The organism is Cohnella candidum (genome assembly GCF_003713065.1).
Classification (GTDB): Bacteria; Bacillota; Bacilli; order Paenibacillales; family Paenibacillaceae; genus Cohnella; species Cohnella candidum.
This window is the reverse complement of record NZ_CP033433.1, coordinates 14838-31735: the sequence shown is the minus strand read 5'-3', so window position 1 is coordinate 31735 and position 16898 is coordinate 14838. Positions and strand designations below refer to the sequence as shown.

The following is a 16898-nucleotide window of genomic DNA, read 5'->3' as shown; positions in this document are numbered from 1 at the left end:
CGAGTCAAATCGATTCAGTTCAGTTTCCGCACCGTGTCCCTGGTGATGAGCTTAAGCGGCATGATGGTCGGTTCCGTGTGAGTGCTCTCTTCTTCACCCGCGATCGACTGAAGCAGCCGTTCGGCGGCCATGACCCCGCGACCCACGATATCCTGGCGAATGGTGGTCAGCGGCGGGTGGCACATCCGCGCCATCGATATGTCGTCGAAGCCGATGACCGACACTTGCTCGGGTACGGAGCATCCCGCATCCGCGAAGCCGGACAACAAGCCGAACGCCACCATGTCGCTCGTTGCGAATACGGCCGTGATCTGCGGAAATTGGTCCCGGATTTCACGAGCCGCCTCCTGCCCGTATTCGTAGGTGACCGATTGCTCGAATACAAAATCGGGATTGTAGAACAGCCCCGCCTCCTTCAGCGCCCTTTTGTAACCGAGGAACCGTTTTTCCACGACGCCGTCTTTGCGGATGGAGCCCGTGACAAGCGCGATGTTCGCGTGGCCGTTGTCGATCAGATGCTTCGTCGCCATGTACCCGCCCAGCTCGTCGTCGATCCCGACGACGTGGAAGTAGCTGTCATGGATGTAGCTGTCGATCAGCACGATGGGCAGGTTTACTTTCTTCAGTTCCTCGTAAAACGCTTCCTGGTAAATGCCCATGATGATCGCTCCGTCCAGATTGCGCTGCATCGAGATGTCGAGGTAACCTTCCCCTTTGTCGACGCCGGAGAGGATCATGTGGTAACCCGACTGGCGAAGCCGGGCTTCAATGCCGCACACGAGCTCCGAATAGAACGGATTTTGCAGCAGCAGCTGCTTCTGGTCTTCGGTTTGGGGAATGACGACGCCGATCAGCTTCGATTGGTTGCTGGCCAAGCTGCGCGCGGAGAAATCGGGGATGTAGCCCAGCTCTTCAACCGCCTGCCTGACTTTCCGTACGGTATCCTGTGACACTTTGCCCAACCGGCCGTTCAATACGTAAGATACGGCGGCTGTCGATACGCCTGCCTTTTCGGACACGTCCCGGATCGTGATACGTTTCATGGGTTCACCTACTGTGAGTTATTCGCGATTCGTGTTATGGGTTGGTGATGATTACTTAAACGCTTAACCTTATGAGGCGATTATAAGACGAAAATAAAGCGATTACAAGCATAATTTTACTGTTATTATGGGTTAATTATATTAACCGATTAACTATGAAAAACGAAAAAAGGCGGACCGCAGGGCCTCGCCTCTTTCATGGTATATGTATTTCCGTAATCTCGTTAACGTCCTAACGGGATCTGGCGAGACGAAAGCCGAGATCGTCAATCCGGAACGTCGGATGGCTGCGGCGACGGCAAGTCGCCCCGCACCCTCTCGCTTCTTCCGCCCAACTTCCTCCCCTGAAAACGCGATAGGAACCGTACACTTCGGCATCGTATTGGTCCCAGCACCATTCCCAAACGTTTCCCAACATATCGTAGAGTCCCCATGCATTCGGGAGTTTCCGGCCGACGTCGCGCACCCTGCCTTCGGAATTGTCCCGGTACCAAGCGATGTCAGTCAACTCGCCATAACGATAGCCGCCCGTTCCCGCTTTGCATGCGTACTGCCATTCCGCTTCCGTTGGAAGCCTGTATCCGTCTGCCTCCCAATCGCATATAACGCTTTCCCCGTCCCGGTGAAACGAGTAGCATTCCCTCAATCCCGAGAGCAGGGAGAGCTTGTTGCAAAATAACACGGCATCTCCCCATGAAACGTTTACCACGGGGACATCGGCTTCGATATGGGGTTCAACCACCCCGTTCATGATCTTGCGATAGAACGAATTCGTCACCGGGATCGGCGCCAGCCAAAATGATTCCACCTTGGCAGTCCAGGCCTTCTTGATCCGATCGTCTCTGAGATGGACATCGCCGGCGGGAATGTTCACCATGTCGGAATCGGCCAGAAAAAGTTCCGTTTTCGTCTTCATCCGCCTCCTATCTCGCCGCGTTTAATTTCTCAATCGCTTGCTCCTCGTTCGGCACGAAGAAAAAGTCGTTTCCGTGATTGCATTCATAAATAAAGTCCCGAAGACTTTGACTGCCATATCCGGAGAAGTCACCGACAAAAGCGGCTTTCACCCGGTAGTTGATGAACTTCTGAAGGATTTCGCCGGCCAAGCGCGTTTTCAAGTCGAAAAAACTTTCGCTTACCAGCGCTTTGTCGAGCACGATACGGTCGCAACCCGTTTCGTACTGCACCGTAGCCATCAAATCCAGCGCCGACTGAACGTCCGTCACCAACACCTCATCGCCGCTTACGACGGCAATGTCTTTCCCGCCTGCTTCTACTTTCGCGATTTTCATCCTTATCCTCCTTATCCGCCTATAATCATCATTTCATGAATCTTCGGACATACATTTCGCAAACATACCGGTTATCTTCGCCATTCCGGGCCGGAATGTTCGCCACTCTGAAAAAGCTGAGCCCGACGACCATGGCGAGCAGCCCGTAAGCGGCACTGTGCGCATCTTCAGCGGACATCTGCCCCGTGTTGCTGCCATATTCGAAGATTTTCGCGATCCCATGGAGATCCCTCGAATAGCTCATGGATACGACTTCCTGCAGTTGAGGATCCAGTGCCGCTTTAGAGAAAAACTGCACGAACAACCTGCCTTGGTCTTGGTACGAGATGTACATCCTCTCGATTCCATCCAGCAGCGAAACATTGATGCTCCTCTCGGCGTCGTCATGGTATGGAGGCAGAATATGCTTCAGCGTGACCTCGATCATCTGCGCGGCCGTCATCGTTCGCTCGAGTTCCGATTCGATTTTCGTTCCGTAATAGGCCAAAAAAGACTTAAAGGCTTCCACCGTGAGGTGATCTTTGTTCCGATAGTAATACGTGACGACCCCTTTGGAGCATCCCGCATACTCAGCCACCTTATCAAGCGTCATGCCGTCGATCCCGTATCGGCTGATACAAGTCAACGTGGCGTTGATGACATCCGCTCGGCGTTTGGGCTCCATTCCTAGCTTGGGCATGTTTTCGGATCCACCTTGTTTATTTATACTGAACAGTCGGAATAAAACAAGTGTATGCAGGTTTTTCCATATTGTCAACCCAAAAGAAAAAGAAGCACCCCCTATCGTACCTCGAGAAGGGGTGCCGTTTCGATTACTGTTTTTCGGTGCTGGTCAATTCGATTCAACGATCGAAATCGTCTCACACCCATTGAATATCGCAAACTTTTCGAGACATTCGTCCAAGGCTGTCTGCAGCTTCTTTGTTGGCTTTACACCGTTCTCATACCAGATATTTTTAACGGCAAGCTTCCTTGTTTTTCGCTCCGCGATTGCCTCGACACGCCCGATGAAATTCTCTCCGTATAATAGAGGCAGAACATAATACCCGAATTTCCGTTTGATAACCGGCGTGTAAATCTCCCACGTGTAATCAAAGCAGAATAATTCGTTAATCAGCTTCCTATCCCATATTAAATTATCAAGCGGGGCGATCAATTCGCAGCGAGGCTTCAGTTCTGGATTTTTGAGGACAGCTTCAATAAGCAGCAAGTCCTCCATGCAGCAATACAGCGTATCCTTCATTTGTTCAACGGCAACAGCAAATATTTTAGCTTCGTTCAATAACTGACGGAAAACCTCGTTACGCTCGTCCGATTTCAGTCCCCATATGTTCAGCCAAGCATCGGATGCGCGGTTCCATAAAAGGCCAATAGCACCAATCCGACGCAATACCCGCCATTTTAGATGCTCAAGCTCGCTAGGCAATGGCTCTGGAGTATTCAGCAAACTAGCCTGTATATACTTTCCTGCGATGTCATAGTATTTTCGCGTGCCTTTTTTGTAGTGGATAATCAACTCGCCTGTCGAATACATCTGTTCCAGTACCGAACGGGATGTATTGTTTCCGCCGCTCCAGTGGATCGCCGACCGCCAAGAGAAATTCGCATCCAATTTGATATCATCCGAACTTATCGGACCCTGTTTGTGGATATGAGCCCGTACTTGCTCTGTCAAAGCCTGCATTTCCGGATAGTGTTCGGCATGCTGCCGGGCGGCTCGCCTGTACCTCTCGAAATACGGCCAGTCCTCGATAGGAATAATGGCTAGGTTCTTATCGGGATAATCGACCAAACTTCTATCTTTGTACAACAAATCGTGGAGCATTTCTTTGGTAAATCCCTTGATTCGCGACTGCAGCACCAGTTCGGAATTTTTTCCGCAAACATCGATGGGATCATATTGGATGCAGCCTGCCTGCCTAACGAAGTCCAATATGCCCTGCTTTCCTATAAATTTGTATTCATCCAGCAGTCCGTGCTTCAGCAACAAAAATTGCCGTGCTTGGCGGTTCGTTAATTTGATCATATCGTCCTCGTAATCCTAAATGTCATGCTTGTTCGGATAGAGGTCGTTTCCGCTACTTTCGTTCTTTCAAGCTTTAGCTTGTCCGTGTCTAAATTCTCAAATAGACTTAATCCTTCTCCGAGGAGAACAGGCATCATATCGATCAGCAATTCATCGCATAGCCCGGAATTCAGGCACTGTTGAATAGTGCTTGCGCCGCCGATGATCTGAACCATCTTATCGCCGGCTGCTTTCTTTGCCTGAGAAACAGCACTTTCAACGCCATCCGTTACGAAGGTGAAGCTAAGTTTTCCATTTCCCTGGGGATACCTTGCCGGAGGCGTATGCGTCAAGACAAAAACGGGAACTTGGAATTCATAATCATCATTCGCCCACAAAAAAGGATCCGCCATCTCATATACATTTCTGCCCATAATAACGGCACCGGTGTTAGCGGTCATTTCCTTGAAAGAAGGAGCCTCAAGGAGTTCTTCAAAATCCGGACTCAGTTTCCGCGCGCTTCCGTTACGGTCTTGAATAAAGCCGTCCAAAGACATCGTCATGCCTGCGATTACTTTTCCCATATAGGATCCTCCCATTTTGCTATGTATTTAGCCTCTTCCTTCACTTGAGGGAAAATTACTATAACTTAGGCTTGAAAGGTGAATCACGAAACCGGCGTTCCATTCGGAACCGTCTCATCCGGCTTCAACAATATGACGTCTCCTTCTTCCGGAACGCCGCCCATTACGAGCACCTCCGATTTAAAGCCGGCGACGCGCCTGGGCGGAAAGTTGACGACCGCGACGACTTGGCGGCCGATCATCGATTCGGGCGTATATCTCTTGGTGATTTGCGCACTAGAGTCTTTGATACCGAGCGGCCCGAAATCAATTTTCAATTTGATTGCCGGAACGCGGGCTTCCGGAAAAGCTTCCGCCTCCACGACCGTGCCGATGCGAAGGTCCAATTTCAAGAAATCATCTATCGTAGCCATCTGTTAGTCTCCTTCTAAGCGATCCATTCCTGTTTCTGTTGATGATTATACCAAATAAACCCAACATAAAAGCACCCTTATCGTTTACTCCGATAAGGGTGCCGATTCTTTTACTGCCCGCCTAGCAATTGATAAATCGCTTGCGCGCTTTCCGCGCGAGTCGTGCCGCTCTTCGGTGCAAATCGGTTCCCGCTTCCATGCAGAAGGCCGAGATCCACCGCCGTTTGAATCGACGGTTTCGCCCACTTGCTGATGGTTTGCGCATCCGCGAAAGCAAGTGTCGCCTGGCTGTCCGCCGGTTTGCCGTGTTTGACCGCGTATGCACGCATGAGCATGACCGCCATCTCTTCGCGCGTAATCGTTTGGTTTGGCGCGAACATCGTTGAAGTGCGGCCGTTGACGATGCCGGTCTCACTGGCTGCCGCTACAGAGGAAGCATACCAAGCGCCGACCTCGACATCCTCGAAAGCAGAGGATTTGGAAGCCTTGAGTCCCATTGCGTTGACGAGCAATGAGGCGAATTCGGCGCGCGTGACCTTTCGTTCCGGTTCGAATGCGGTGTCCGTTACGCCTGTCAGGATGTGCTTCGCCGCCAACTGCCGGATGACGCCCGCTGCCCAATGGTTTACCGGGACATCCGAGAAACGCTTGTCGTATTCCAGTACCGCATAGTTGGAGAAGTGCCGGATCTCCGCCGTGATCGTCCCGTCTGCGTTCAACTTGCCGCCGTCATACTCCAAGCTTCCGTCGTCGGCCACATAATACACGCCGAGCAGCTTCTTGTCGACTGAGCCATTCACCTTGAAGGTAATGGACATTGGCTCCCCGAATTGGCTGAGCGCCCGTATTTCTTTCCCGTCGGAGCCAACCAGCGCAAGATGAAAGTCATAGACATTGGAGACGGCCTTCAGCCCGACGCTGCCATTCTGACCTGCCTTATCTAGCAGATCCTGTTTCACCGGTTGAGCGAGCGGCTCCATCTTCAGCACGATCCGTGCGTTGTCCGTTGCACCGCCGCCCGCTTGCCCCGCGAGCTCGGATAGCACGCTGGAAGGCACGCTGATCGTCAGTTCGTTTTGAGCCAGCTGCAAGGATTTGCCGCCAAGCAGACTAGCCGTATCGACGGGAAGCTGCACTTGCGTTTTGCCTTCGACTTTCAAGGTGACGGAGCTGCCGGATGCTTGGGTAAGCGCATCTTTCACTTGCTGCTCGGTCACGGTGACCGTGCCCTCGTGAACAGGATTCGGATCGGGATTCGAGTTGGAATTCCCTGGCTGTGCCGGGATGCTGACCGTCACTTCGGCGGAAGCCGGTTTGCTTCCGTCCGCGGTCGTTACGGTAATCACGGCTTTGCCGGCACCGACCGGAGTCACCAGCCCGCTCCCGTTCACGGTTGCAACCGCAGCGTTGCTGGAGGTCCAGATCACCTGCTTATTGCTCGCATTTTCCGGCAGCACGGTTGCCGTTAGCTGATAAGCCGCGCTGTTCGTATTCAGATTGACGGATGCCGTATTCAGCGTCACGCCCGTCACGGCCACGACCGGACCTCCGCGCGTGATCTCCAGCTCGAGCGACTTGGTCGCCTGGCTGGCGCGCCCCTTATCGGTATACCACGGCAGATTAAGCGTTTCTGCACTCGGTTCGATATGGAGCGTAAAACGATTCAGTCCCGCCGCTAAAGGAATATTTTCGACCAGCACGTTGCCTTGGGCATCCATTTGGCCGGACGCGATCGGCTGACCGTTAATGGTGAAATTCACTCCATAAGGAACATTGGCTTTGAGCGTAAAATGGTCGTCCTGCGTCGTATAGGCAATCTTATCCCCGTAAGAGATACGCGGCATCGTGACGATCATCGGCATGTCGACCCATCGCAGCACGTAATCGTCCACGACCATTTTGTTGTCGCCTTGGTTGGCGATCGTCAGCTGCATGTTGGTATCCGTCGACGAGTACGCATAGTTGCCGTGATCCGCGGTGTCGTTCGCCGTTCGGCTGTGCGACGTGAGTGCTTCGGTCGGCCAAGTTCCGCGCGTGTATTTGTATTGGATGGACTTGCCCGCCATCATTTTGAAGGTGTACTCCACGACGTCGCGGGTCGTGGCTCCGCTCGGAACGGTCAACTTGCCGCCCGCCGAGTTCCATCCATTAAGGTCGCCCGCAATGTAGATGTCATCCTGCACAGGCGTGTAGGACGGCAGATGGACGCGAAGCTTGACGTCCACCATGACCAGCTTCGGCGTCACGGACTGCTCGCCCGAGAACCCGCGGTTATAGGAAGCATCCACGGCGGCGACTTTGTAGGTGTAATTCGTATCGTTGCTGACCGTGAAGTCGACGTAAGAAGTGGCGCTTTTGTCCACGACGGCCAGCTTCGCATATTCCGTGGCATCGGTCTTCCGGAAAATCTCAAAATGATCCATGTCTGCGTCGGCCGCCGTCCATTTCAGCTGCACCCGGTTGGATTCGACGTTGATGGCATCGAGAACCGGAGCGCTCGGCGCGGTGGTGTCGTTGGGATCCGCGTACACATCGACGTACGACGGAGCCGATTCCGTAAAATGCTCCCCGTTATCGGTCGACACCAGGGCGAAATAATAAAACGCCCCCGCTTCCGTCGGCTCGAACTGCGCCCAAAACACTTTCCCGCCGCCGGCGTCCTGCTTATATCGCAGCTTGGTGTAGGCGGCCAGCTCTTTCGGTGTGCCATCCTTGTAATAACCGAGTCGAGCGACCAATCCGGACACGTCCTTGCCGGCCAGCGACGGGTCGTCAGTCAATCCCGGAATGTTCAAGGTTACTTGAATCTCCGAAGTTTTGTGGCCAACACCCAAAGTGACCGGAGTCGACTGTTGGGTAATTTCGACGCTTTGGATCGGGTAGGATGGCGTCGCCGAAGCGTAGCCGCTGAGCGGGCTCTCCCCGTTCTGGGTCGCGGCCATTACGGCGTAGTAGTATTTGGTCCCGTTCTGTACGTTGACGTCCGTCCAAGTCGGGTCCGTTACCGTTCCGACGAAACTCAGTTGACCGCCCTCGATCGGCGCGCGGTAAACGTTGTAGCTTGCAGCTCCGGCGACGGCGTCCCACGTCAGCGTGACCGACCGGTTGCCGCCGGAGGCTTGCAGTCCCGTTACCGGGGGAACGGCTGCAAGGACGGAATCGGAGGTCATCATGAGGCCGCTCATGCCGGAAACGGTCAGCGAGATTTTACCGCTGACGACGGTCCCTTGAATCGTTCCTCCCAAGCGATCCTTCAAGGTCACGCCGTCCGGCAGGAAGCCCGCGACATTCGCCTCGATCGTCGCCTCGTTCGCGCCTCGGTTGACCACGACGAGTCCGGCCTGGGTGTCCGTCTTGCGGGCATAGGCAATCACGTCGCCTTGCGAATAAGCGGTGCGCAGGTCGCCCGTACGGAACACGGCGTTGTTGTCCCGCACATCCGCAGCTTTCTTGTAAGTATCGAACAAGGACTCATACCGGCCTACACCGGCGTATGAACCGTTGCTCCCGCTGATTCTCTCCCAAGGGAACGAGCGCCGGGAATCGGGATCCTTCGTGCCGGTCAAGCCGACTTCATCCCCGTAATAGATCGTAGGAGCCCCCGGGTAACCCATTTGGAAAATCGCGGTCAGCGCCTGCATTTTCAGGGCTTTGTCCGTCGCATCCGGCGCGATCGCGAGATGCTCTTCCTCCCAATCCGGGTGGTCGTATTTGGTGATCGAGCGGGTCGTGTCATGGGAATCCACCAGGTTGAGCATCACCTGCCAAGCCTCCGCCGGATAGTCCTCGCGGATCGACTCCAGCGCGTCATTGAACTGCTGGGCATTGCCGCTCGAAATAAAGCTTTGCAACGCGCCGCGGAAACGGTAGTTCATGACGGAGTCGAACTGGTCGCCCAGCAGAAAACGCGTCGCGACGCCCCATTCTTCGCCGAGAATGACGGGATCATCGATCGTTTGGCCATTCGCGTCAGCAAGGCCCGTCGTCGATTTCACGGCTTTGCGGAACTGCTGCCAAGTGCCGGACGATACGTCGGGCGCCACGTCGAGACGCCAGCCGTTCGCGCCCATCCACTCCCACCGCTGGGAGTTCGCATTTTGCATGAGGACAGACGCCGCGGTTTCGGACTTGCCGGTCAAGTCGTGACCAATGACGAGATCGCGGTAGCCTGGGACGTTCCATTCATGGATGCCGGGCAGCCCCTCGGCGTCCCCTGCGGCAGGCTCCTTGGCATCGATGACCGGCAGGGAATCATAACCCCACCAGCCCTCATACTTGTAATGTCCGTCCACCTTTTCGTTCGTTACCGTAAACCATGTCGTGTAATCGAAATCCTCCGGATACTTGTAATGCTGCCCGGTCAGCGGATTGACCTGCGAGGTGAACGAAGCGATGACTTCTTGCTCCGCGTCCGCCTGCGCCTTATGGTCATTGTTGACCTTGTCGTAAACCTTCGACCAGAACTCATAAGCGCCGATTTCCGGGTATTTTCCATAGCGGTCAAAATAGATCGAGTCGTCGCCCACGTGGTTGAACACGCCGTCCATGATCAGCCGAATGCCCTTCGCGCTGGCTTGCTTGGCGAATTCGGTGAACACGCGGTCGGACGCAACGCGCGTTTGCTCGTAGTTAAGCCCGGACGTCGGATCGCCCGGCACGTTGTACACCGGTTCGCCGAACATCGGGTCCAGATGCCGATAGTCGGTCGCGTCGTATTTGTGGTTGGATGCGGCCCAAGCCACCGGGTTGAAGTAAATGACGTTCACGCCCAGCGTTTTCAAATAGTCGAGCTTCTTGCCGACGCCCTGGATGTCGCCGCCATAGAACTCGTTGGTCCACAGTCCATCCGACTTCGCATTCGGAAAATACGGTTGCTGCTCCGGTTTCAACCGATCCGGATTTTCCGGTGCGTCCGACCATTGGCCGTCCACTTGGTCCGGCGTCGGGTCGTTAGCCACTCCGCCGTCGAAGTATTGAAGCTTGTGTCCGCCTTTGGACGTCAACGTCTCGCCGGGAAGCGCGTCCCCGCCGCGATAGCCGTCCAGGGTTTTCGCGCGGTTATTGGCGGTGTCGCCATCGAAGAAACGGTCGACGAAGATCTGATAGACGACCGCGTTTTTCATCCAATCCGGCGTGTGGAAGTCGGCTTTGTAAACGGTGAGATCATACGGCAAAACGCCGTCATCCGCTGTCGTGCCCGTTCCGCCGCGCGTCCCGTCATCGCCGTATTCGGCCTTGGCCGTACCGTCGATCAGGATGAATTTGTAGCCCCACACCCCGATGCCGGAAAATACCGTCTTCGGAATCGTCACTTCCCAATAGTCGCTGCCGTCGAACGACGTGGCTTTGCGCATGTCGAACGCGGACGCCAGCCCTTGCGCATTCGTCAATTCCACGCGGGCGAGCTGAAGGTCGCCGGCTTCCGTCGAGAGGCGAAGCGTCAGGTCCTCGGTCAGCTCTTTGATCGCGCCGAACGGCTTTTTGTACGTCACGGATCGGGAGTCGAACTTCACCTTGTCTCGGTGAATCACGCCGTCCGTCGATCCGTCCGCCGGTTTGTAATCCGTCGAGAGGCTGCGTTCCGCCGGCTTCGTCGTGAAGATCACGTCCGCCGGATCGATCGTCTTCAGCACGAAGTTGTTATCGCCGGATCCATAATTGTTCGCGCTCCAACTATCGCCGAAGACCACTTTCATACCGTAAGTCCCGACCGGAAGCGTACGCTGAATCTTGTACACGGAGCCATCGAAATTGTAATCGACGAACATTTGCTTCGCTTGGTCGGGTGCCCAAGTTGACTCTCCGAACACCGTTTGAATGTCGCCGACGAGTCTCGGCCACTTCGCCTGCTCCAGAGTCGGCACGTACTGGGCGATGCCGGCCACGCCGGGAAGGCTGATCCGGGCTTGGTTCAACCCCTCGTTGACGTAAATGTTGACCTTGGTCGTTTGGGTGAGTTTGAACGCGAAATTGTTGCCGTTGTTCGAATACCCGTCCCACGTGCCGCTGCGCACGATTTTGAATTCGTAGTCTCCCGCATCCAGCACGGTGGAGTATTCATAGAAATCGCCCACCAGATGCTTCAAGCGTGTTTCGGTTGATGCGTTGTTCCATCCTTGCCAGCTGCCGGCGACCACCCATTGGCTCTTGCCGCCCGGCTGATCGATCAGCGTGTCCGGTTGGACCGCCGGCGTGGCCGGGGTACCTACGGTGATCTTGCTGTTATCCCCGGATACGACCGTGTTGACCGGATCCTTGAACCAGATATCCGGGAGGCCGTCCGCGGACGAAATGAATTTATACGTATAATCGCCATCGGCAAGCGTACCAGTTGCGAACGTATAGCTGTCCGCATCGAGCGTCATGGCATTTTTCGTTTGAAACGGATTGACATCGAAGCTGCCCGCCACCGAGAAATGCGGGGTATAGCTTAAATGCAGCACGCCGTTATCGTCGGAAGTCCCATTGATATTCGGGTCGGCGAGCCATACCCCGTTGACCAAAAATTTATAGGCATAAGAACTGTTCGGCGTGAGTCCCGTAATGTCCGCGGTATAACTGCCGTCGCCGTCCGAGTCGGTCAATGTGACGGCTCCCGCGTCGGCCCAATTGTTAAATTCGCCATTCGCCGTAATCGCGATCGACGCTTTGGGCAGCACGAAATGGATGCTTCCCCCGCTCACATATGTACCGTTCACAGCGTCTGCCGAAGCCGGCGCAGGCAGCCACCCCATTCCCATCCCCTGCAGGACGAGCATGAACGCCAACATCACGGAGCCGTAACGCGCGATTCTCTTTCCGGTCTTTCTCCTCATTTTAAAAAATCCCTCCCCACATGGATGAACGTGAACAAACAGCAGGCCCTCCGACTGAAACCATACCGATTGCTAGTCGACTGTGTGCGTCTGGCGCTTGGGTGCAATCCGATCTTGTGCAAACGTTTGCACAAAACGGTAAAAATCACCCCTTTCCGGAGATAAAAAAAGCTATCTCCATGGTTGGGAGATAGCGGGGTTGTTCCGTGCCACTAGAGGTGACCGGAAAGCATTGCCCTTAGGTTGTAGCTACATCTTAGTCTGAAAGCGCTTTATAAGTCAAATGGATTCGTCCTACAAAATCCTACAAAAAAAGCCTCCGAGGTGGGAGGCTGGACGTGCGACGCTAACACCTTACATACTTCCGTTTGAATCCGAGTTGCCCACGCGCCAATGCCTTTTGGATATTTTCGGAGGCGTTAATAAACTTGCTTTTCTTCTGGTCTTTCGAGACGACTTCTACCGGGCCGACAGCCTCTGCCGTCTCGACCGCCCGTTCGTGAAGCGGTACGTAGGAAGTCGCTACGGTGTAGATGAAATTATTCATCGAGTATTTCGCACGTTCGGGAGAATCGTGGATCGTGTTTTTCACCGTTTCCAGCATATTGGCGATTTTACTTTCCGAAAACTCGCTGTCCTTGCGATTCCCCAGCAGCCAGCAATAACAACTCCAGCCCGCTGACATTTTCAGCTCTTCGCCGCTCGCGATCCATTTGTCGGCAACCTCCTGGGAGATGTCCGCTTCCGACAAAGTCACGGCAACTACAAAATCCGACAGCATGTAGAAATACGCCCCATCGATCCAACGCTCGAAATCCGCTGCCGTCATGGCTTTCGGATCCGCGATGATGCCGGCAAAGTACATAGCATCGTAGTTCCCGGTAGCGTAAAGCTGCTCAGCCAGCGGTTGATTCTTCTTGATGATTTTGGACATCGGCTTCATCTCGCCCGTAGCTACGCCAAAAACCGGCTCATGCGCGCCATTCGACATGTACATTTTCTTGAGTCGTTCCTTGCCGAGAGATTCGAGTTCTTGCATCACGGATTCAAAGTTCATGGTTCCACTTCCTTTTTTGGGGGGTTAAACTACCAGATCGCTCATTTACAAGGCTCCGGCAATGTGCGTAACCTGTCGAATATTTCTGCTCTTATGGTTTCCGCCGAATGGACTGTGACAAGGGGGACGGATACTGCCACCGAGCCTTGAATGCCCCAGTAGCTTTTCTGGGCTTTTGCAGTTGGCATGCTGTACCAGAATTCGTCTTTCTCAACTAACTTAAAAAGACTCTCATTATCTAGATACAACGGTTGATAGAATAACCAATGGTCAGCTGTTGCAGGCATCCGCTTCCAAACCGAAAAATCAAACCGATGACGGCACAACCAGATTTGGGGGTATTCCTCCTCCAGATTAATCTCCACTGCATAAATATCCCCTTGGCGAAGCTCTTCGAGTTGCTCGGATCCGCGCTCTCCTTCAACCTGGTACAACTTAATAAAGCTGCTGGTCAACCAGCCGTTGAAGTTCGCATCCGATTTCCACCGCATGAACTTGTCCGTGTGCGAGACAAATCCCATCTGTTCAGCCTCTTTATCCATATCACTAAACAGTAATTCTAAGTTCTCATAAGTCTTGTACAAGACGTTAAGTGCTTTAGTAATATTTTCTCCTTTATTGCTGATGATAGACATAACTGTCCTCCTGTTCGATTGTATCGTGCGCAGGCCAAAGATAGCCCCTTCGCTCGATGTCTTGTTTACAATATTGATAGGCTTCATCCGTCAGTTCCGTATGCAGCAATGATTCAGGTAATCCTTTGTAGTGCACGAATCCTTTCCTAACAAGCAATGCCTTCAGATCATTAATAATCATGGCTTGCCAGTATGGCATCGGTTGAAGGTCTATCTGTTCCAAAGCCGATAAAACATCCTGCCAGCCCAAGTAGCCGAAAGGAACATCTTCTAACAAGACTGAACTTGTCTGCATCGCATGCTCTACTGGGAACAATATGTTATACGGGGCTAGAAACACGAGAAACTTTGGCCGATCTTTTCCTATTTCCTTAAGCATTCTTGCATATCGCACCAATTGATTTTTGCTTTCTTCCGGTCTAATTGATTCTTCGTCTTCTTCGTCTACTGAGGACAGCGAACTAAAATATTTAACTTCTATCCCGACATAAGCATCAGAATGTCTTAACAATAAATCGATTTCCCCTTCTGAATGCGACGGCCAGAAATCCAATACGGCCTCGTATCCTGCAACCTTATCGATGACCGCATTCCATTCTAATTGGTGGTCATCATTATGAAACCGCACTTGACGCATCACATGCTGAAACGCGACCTCAAACGGCATATATCGGATTGCGCCGAAAAAATCGCCGGTCAACTTATCCTCAAGACGATCAGATAAATTGCTACCGCTTCTAGAAATCTTGCGATGAATTTCCGCGAGCATAAAATCACCTTCTTAAACTTCTTTGCGTTATTGGTCAGTAAATTCGATGAAAAGTGTCCCTTCTCCTTGTTTATAAAGACTTTAGCCAACTTTAATAAAAAAAGCCCCGGGAGAAAATTCTCCGAAGGCTTTCGCACACGTTGATCCGCCCAACCGCTCAATCGACCCGCTTCAACCGAATCAATCGGCTCTTGTAGTCTCCTTGCAGCGTCAACGGAATCCCCAGGTTCATCAACGTGGAGCCGTGGCGTTGCACCGTTGCGCCTGGGGCGCTTTCCACTTCATAAACCGCATTCGGGTCCAAACCCTGCAGCCGCAGACGCCTCTCCTCCGATCCGAAATGCTGGGAGTGAAGGAAAGCGAAGACGACGGCTTCCTGCCCGTCTTGGCCGACATATTGATAGGCGGCGGCGTTGGTATTCCGCATCGATTCCAGCCGATACAGGTCGCCCTGCATGATCGTCGGCCGGATTTCCTTATAGACCGCCACCCAGCGCGCGGCTTCCTCCATCTCTTCCTCCGACCAGCCGGTAATGTCGGCTCCAATGCCGAGCCCGCCCATCATGGCACTGTGAAAGCGGAACGACAGCGGCAGGCTTCTGCCGTTGAACCCGTGGGGCGATTCGGTCACCCAGCACATCATCACGGACGGACTGTAAACGTAACCGAATCCTTCTTGAATCGTCAAACGGTCCCGCGCATCCGTATTGTCGCTGATCCAAGCCTGATCGGCGAATCGCAGAATGCCGAGGTCAATTCGTCCGCCCCCGCCGGCGCAGGTCTCGAATTCGACGTCCGGAAACCTTCTTCTGAGCTCCGCCCAAATCTCGTACAGGTTCTCCACATGCCGGATCCAGACGGACCTGCCCTCAAGGCCTTCGGCTGACATCGTACCCGGTTCCGTCACCGTCCGGTTCATGTCCCATTTGATGAAGGAAATTTCATAGCGGCTGAGCAACTCCGTCATAAAATCAAGCACGAACGCCTTCACTTCGGGCAGCGCCAGGTTCAGCAGCAGTTGATTGCGCAGCAGCGTGCCTTCCCGGGTCGGAAAATGGTACACCCATTCCGGATGCTTGCGGAACAGCTCGCTGTCCGGATTGACCGATTCGGGCTCCACCCAAAGGCCGAACTCCATCCCCAGCCCTTTGACCTCATCGATCAACTCCTGCAAGCCGTTCGGGAACTTCTCCGGGTTCACGTACCAGTCTCCCAATCCCGCCCGGTCGCTGTTTCTGGCGCCGAACCATCCGTCGTCCACGACGAACCGCTCAACGCCCAGACGCGCCGCCCGCCGGGCCAATGCTTTCTGCCCTTCGGCGGTCACGTCGAAATACGTGGCTTCCCAGGAGTTATACAGCACTTTCCTCGGACGGGAAGAAGGAAGAACATATTCGGCCTGGTACCGGTGAAGGTTCCGGCTCATGCCTCCGAAGCCTTCCGAGGTATACCCTCCGGTAAAGACGGGCGTCGTAAACGAGCTACCCGGATCGAGCACGAAGGAACTGTCGAAATCGTTGACCCCGCCCACGACCCGTACATGCCCGAAGGTCGTTTTTTCCGCGACGATTTTCCAGTTCCCGCTCCATCCCAGCGCCCCGAACCAGACTTGGCCTGACGTTTCGTCGGCTTTCCCGTTGTCGATCGCGAACCATGGGTTAGCATGCGGACCGGTAAATCCCCTTCTCGACTCCAGCGTTTTCTTGCCTTCCGACAACGTCTCGCTTCGGAGTTGGAATTCCGCGGCCCATCTTCCCGTGACATGCGTCAGCCGATACTCCGGCAGCGCCTGAACGGACCATACGGCGGACATGATCTGCTCGATCTTCACCGGCTGCGTTTCGTCGTTATAGACTTGGACGTAACGCTCGATCAGATCGAATTCGGGTATGACCCGGTAATGCACCTCCACCCGCAGAGCGTAATGGGCGTCCTTCAGCCGAATGACCAATTCGCGGTCCCCGGGTTGGCCGAACCCGTCGTACACCATTTTAAGATCCCGCACACCGTCTGAGAATGTCGCGCGCAAAACCGGTTCCGCAAAATGAGTGCCGCCCCATCCCCCGAACTCTTCCGTTTCCTGGTCAATCGCCGCATCGAAAGAACTATGGTGCCTCGGCTTCAGCCGATCCGCGCATTCCGAGGCTTCGACCGGGCTCCCCCAGTACACGTGCTGAACCGTTCCTCTCTCGTTGATTCCGAACAAATAGGTCGAACGATGCGTACGAATTTCAAACAGGTTCTGCTCTTTCAAATAGCAAATGGACAAGGCAAGTCTCTCCTTC

At 53.9% G+C, this 16898-nt stretch carries 12 protein-coding genes; all 12 read right to left on the bottom strand.

The genetic code is table 11. The features are described 5' to 3' along the window. Positions 1-14: 14 nt before the first annotated feature. Complete coding sequence (locus EAV92_RS00110) at positions 15-1043, bottom strand: LacI family DNA-binding transcriptional regulator (protein ID WP_123039216.1); 1029 nt, start codon at positions 1041-1043, stop codon at positions 15-17. 232 nt (positions 1044-1275) lie between these two features. Continuing rightward, entirely contained in the window at positions 1276-1959 is a 684-nt protein-coding gene (locus tag EAV92_RS00105; protein WP_123039215.1) for a formylglycine-generating enzyme family protein, read from the bottom strand. A gap of 7 nt (positions 1960-1966) precedes the next feature. Then, positions 1967-2335, bottom strand: coding sequence for a DUF4180 domain-containing protein (locus EAV92_RS00100; RefSeq protein ID WP_123039214.1), 369 nt, complete (start codon positions 2333-2335; stop codon positions 1967-1969). A 28-nt stretch (positions 2336-2363) separates the two neighbouring features. Beyond that, complete coding sequence (locus EAV92_RS00095; protein ID WP_123039213.1) at positions 2364-3014, bottom strand: TetR/AcrR family transcriptional regulator; 651 nt, start codon at positions 3012-3014, stop codon at positions 2364-2366. Between the two features lie 153 nt (positions 3015-3167). Beyond that, entirely contained in the window at positions 3168-4361 is a 1194-nt protein-coding gene (locus EAV92_RS00090) for a winged helix-turn-helix domain-containing protein (RefSeq protein ID WP_123039212.1), read from the bottom strand. Further along, on the bottom strand, positions 4358-4924 hold the full coding sequence (locus tag EAV92_RS00085) for a dihydrofolate reductase family protein (protein WP_123039211.1): 567 nt from the start codon (positions 4922-4924) through the stop codon (positions 4358-4360). The genes EAV92_RS00090 and EAV92_RS00085 overlap by 4 nt, the downstream gene beginning before the upstream one ends. An 83-nt stretch (positions 4925-5007) precedes the next feature. After that, complete coding sequence (gene csaA, locus EAV92_RS00080; RefSeq protein WP_123039210.1) at positions 5008-5337, bottom strand: chaperone CsaA; 330 nt, start codon at positions 5335-5337, stop codon at positions 5008-5010. A 110-nt stretch (positions 5338-5447) separates the two neighbouring features. After that, complete coding sequence (locus EAV92_RS00075; RefSeq protein ID WP_123039209.1) at positions 5448-12152, bottom strand: alpha-amylase family glycosyl hydrolase; 6705 nt, start codon at positions 12150-12152, stop codon at positions 5448-5450. A gap of 346 nt (positions 12153-12498) precedes the next feature. Further along, entirely contained in the window at positions 12499-13209 is a 711-nt protein-coding gene (locus tag EAV92_RS00070; RefSeq protein WP_123039208.1) for a DNA alkylation repair protein, read from the bottom strand. Between the two features lie 41 nt (positions 13210-13250). Beyond that, a complete protein-coding gene (locus tag EAV92_RS00065; protein WP_123039207.1) occupies positions 13251-13844 on the bottom strand; it encodes a hypothetical protein in 594 nt (197 codons plus the stop codon). Further along, complete coding sequence (locus tag EAV92_RS00060; RefSeq protein WP_123039206.1) at positions 13825-14613, bottom strand: hypothetical protein; 789 nt, start codon at positions 14611-14613, stop codon at positions 13825-13827. Before EAV92_RS00060 ends, EAV92_RS00065 begins: the two co-directional genes overlap by 20 nt. A 157-nt stretch (positions 14614-14770) precedes the next feature. Continuing rightward, positions 14771-16882 carry an alpha-galactosidase gene (locus EAV92_RS00055; RefSeq protein ID WP_123039205.1) on the bottom strand — a complete coding sequence of 704 codons (2112 nt, stop codon included), beginning with the start codon at positions 16880-16882 and terminating at the stop codon, positions 14771-14773. Positions 16883-16898: the final 16 nt, after the last annotated feature.

Bases quoted from the DNA above. Each gene is read 5' to 3' on its own strand.
- EAV92_RS00110 (WP_123039216.1), bottom strand. From the start codon at position 1,043: ATGAAACGTATCACGATCCGGGACGTGTCCGAAAAGGCAGGCGTATCG.
- EAV92_RS00105 (WP_123039215.1), bottom strand. From the start codon at position 1,959: ATGAAGACGAAAACGGAACTTTTTCTGGCCGATTCCGACATGGTGAAC.
- EAV92_RS00100 (WP_123039214.1), bottom strand. From the start codon at position 2,335: ATGAAAATCGCGAAAGTAGAAGCAGGCGGGAAAGACATTGCCGTCGTA.
- EAV92_RS00095 (WP_123039213.1), bottom strand. From the start codon at position 3,014: ATGCCCAAGCTAGGAATGGAGCCCAAACGCCGAGCGGATGTCATCAAC.
- EAV92_RS00090 (WP_123039212.1), bottom strand. From the start codon at position 4,361: ATGATCAAATTAACGAACCGCCAAGCACGGCAATTTTTGTTGCTGAAG.
- EAV92_RS00085 (WP_123039211.1), bottom strand. From the start codon at position 4,924: ATGGGAAAAGTAATCGCAGGCATGACGATGTCTTTGGACGGCTTTATT.
- csaA (WP_123039210.1), bottom strand. From the start codon at position 5,337: ATGGCTACGATAGATGATTTCTTGAAATTGGACCTTCGCATCGGCACG.
- EAV92_RS00075 (WP_123039209.1), bottom strand. From the start codon at position 12,152: ATGAGGAGAAAGACCGGAAAGAGAATCGCGCGTTACGGCTCCGTGATG.
- EAV92_RS00070 (WP_123039208.1), bottom strand. From the start codon at position 13,209: ATGAACTTTGAATCCGTGATGCAAGAACTCGAATCTCTCGGCAAGGAA.
- EAV92_RS00065 (WP_123039207.1), bottom strand. From the start codon at position 13,844: ATGTCTATCATCAGCAATAAAGGAGAAAATATTACTAAAGCACTTAAC.
- EAV92_RS00060 (WP_123039206.1), bottom strand. From the start codon at position 14,613: ATGCTCGCGGAAATTCATCGCAAGATTTCTAGAAGCGGTAGCAATTTA.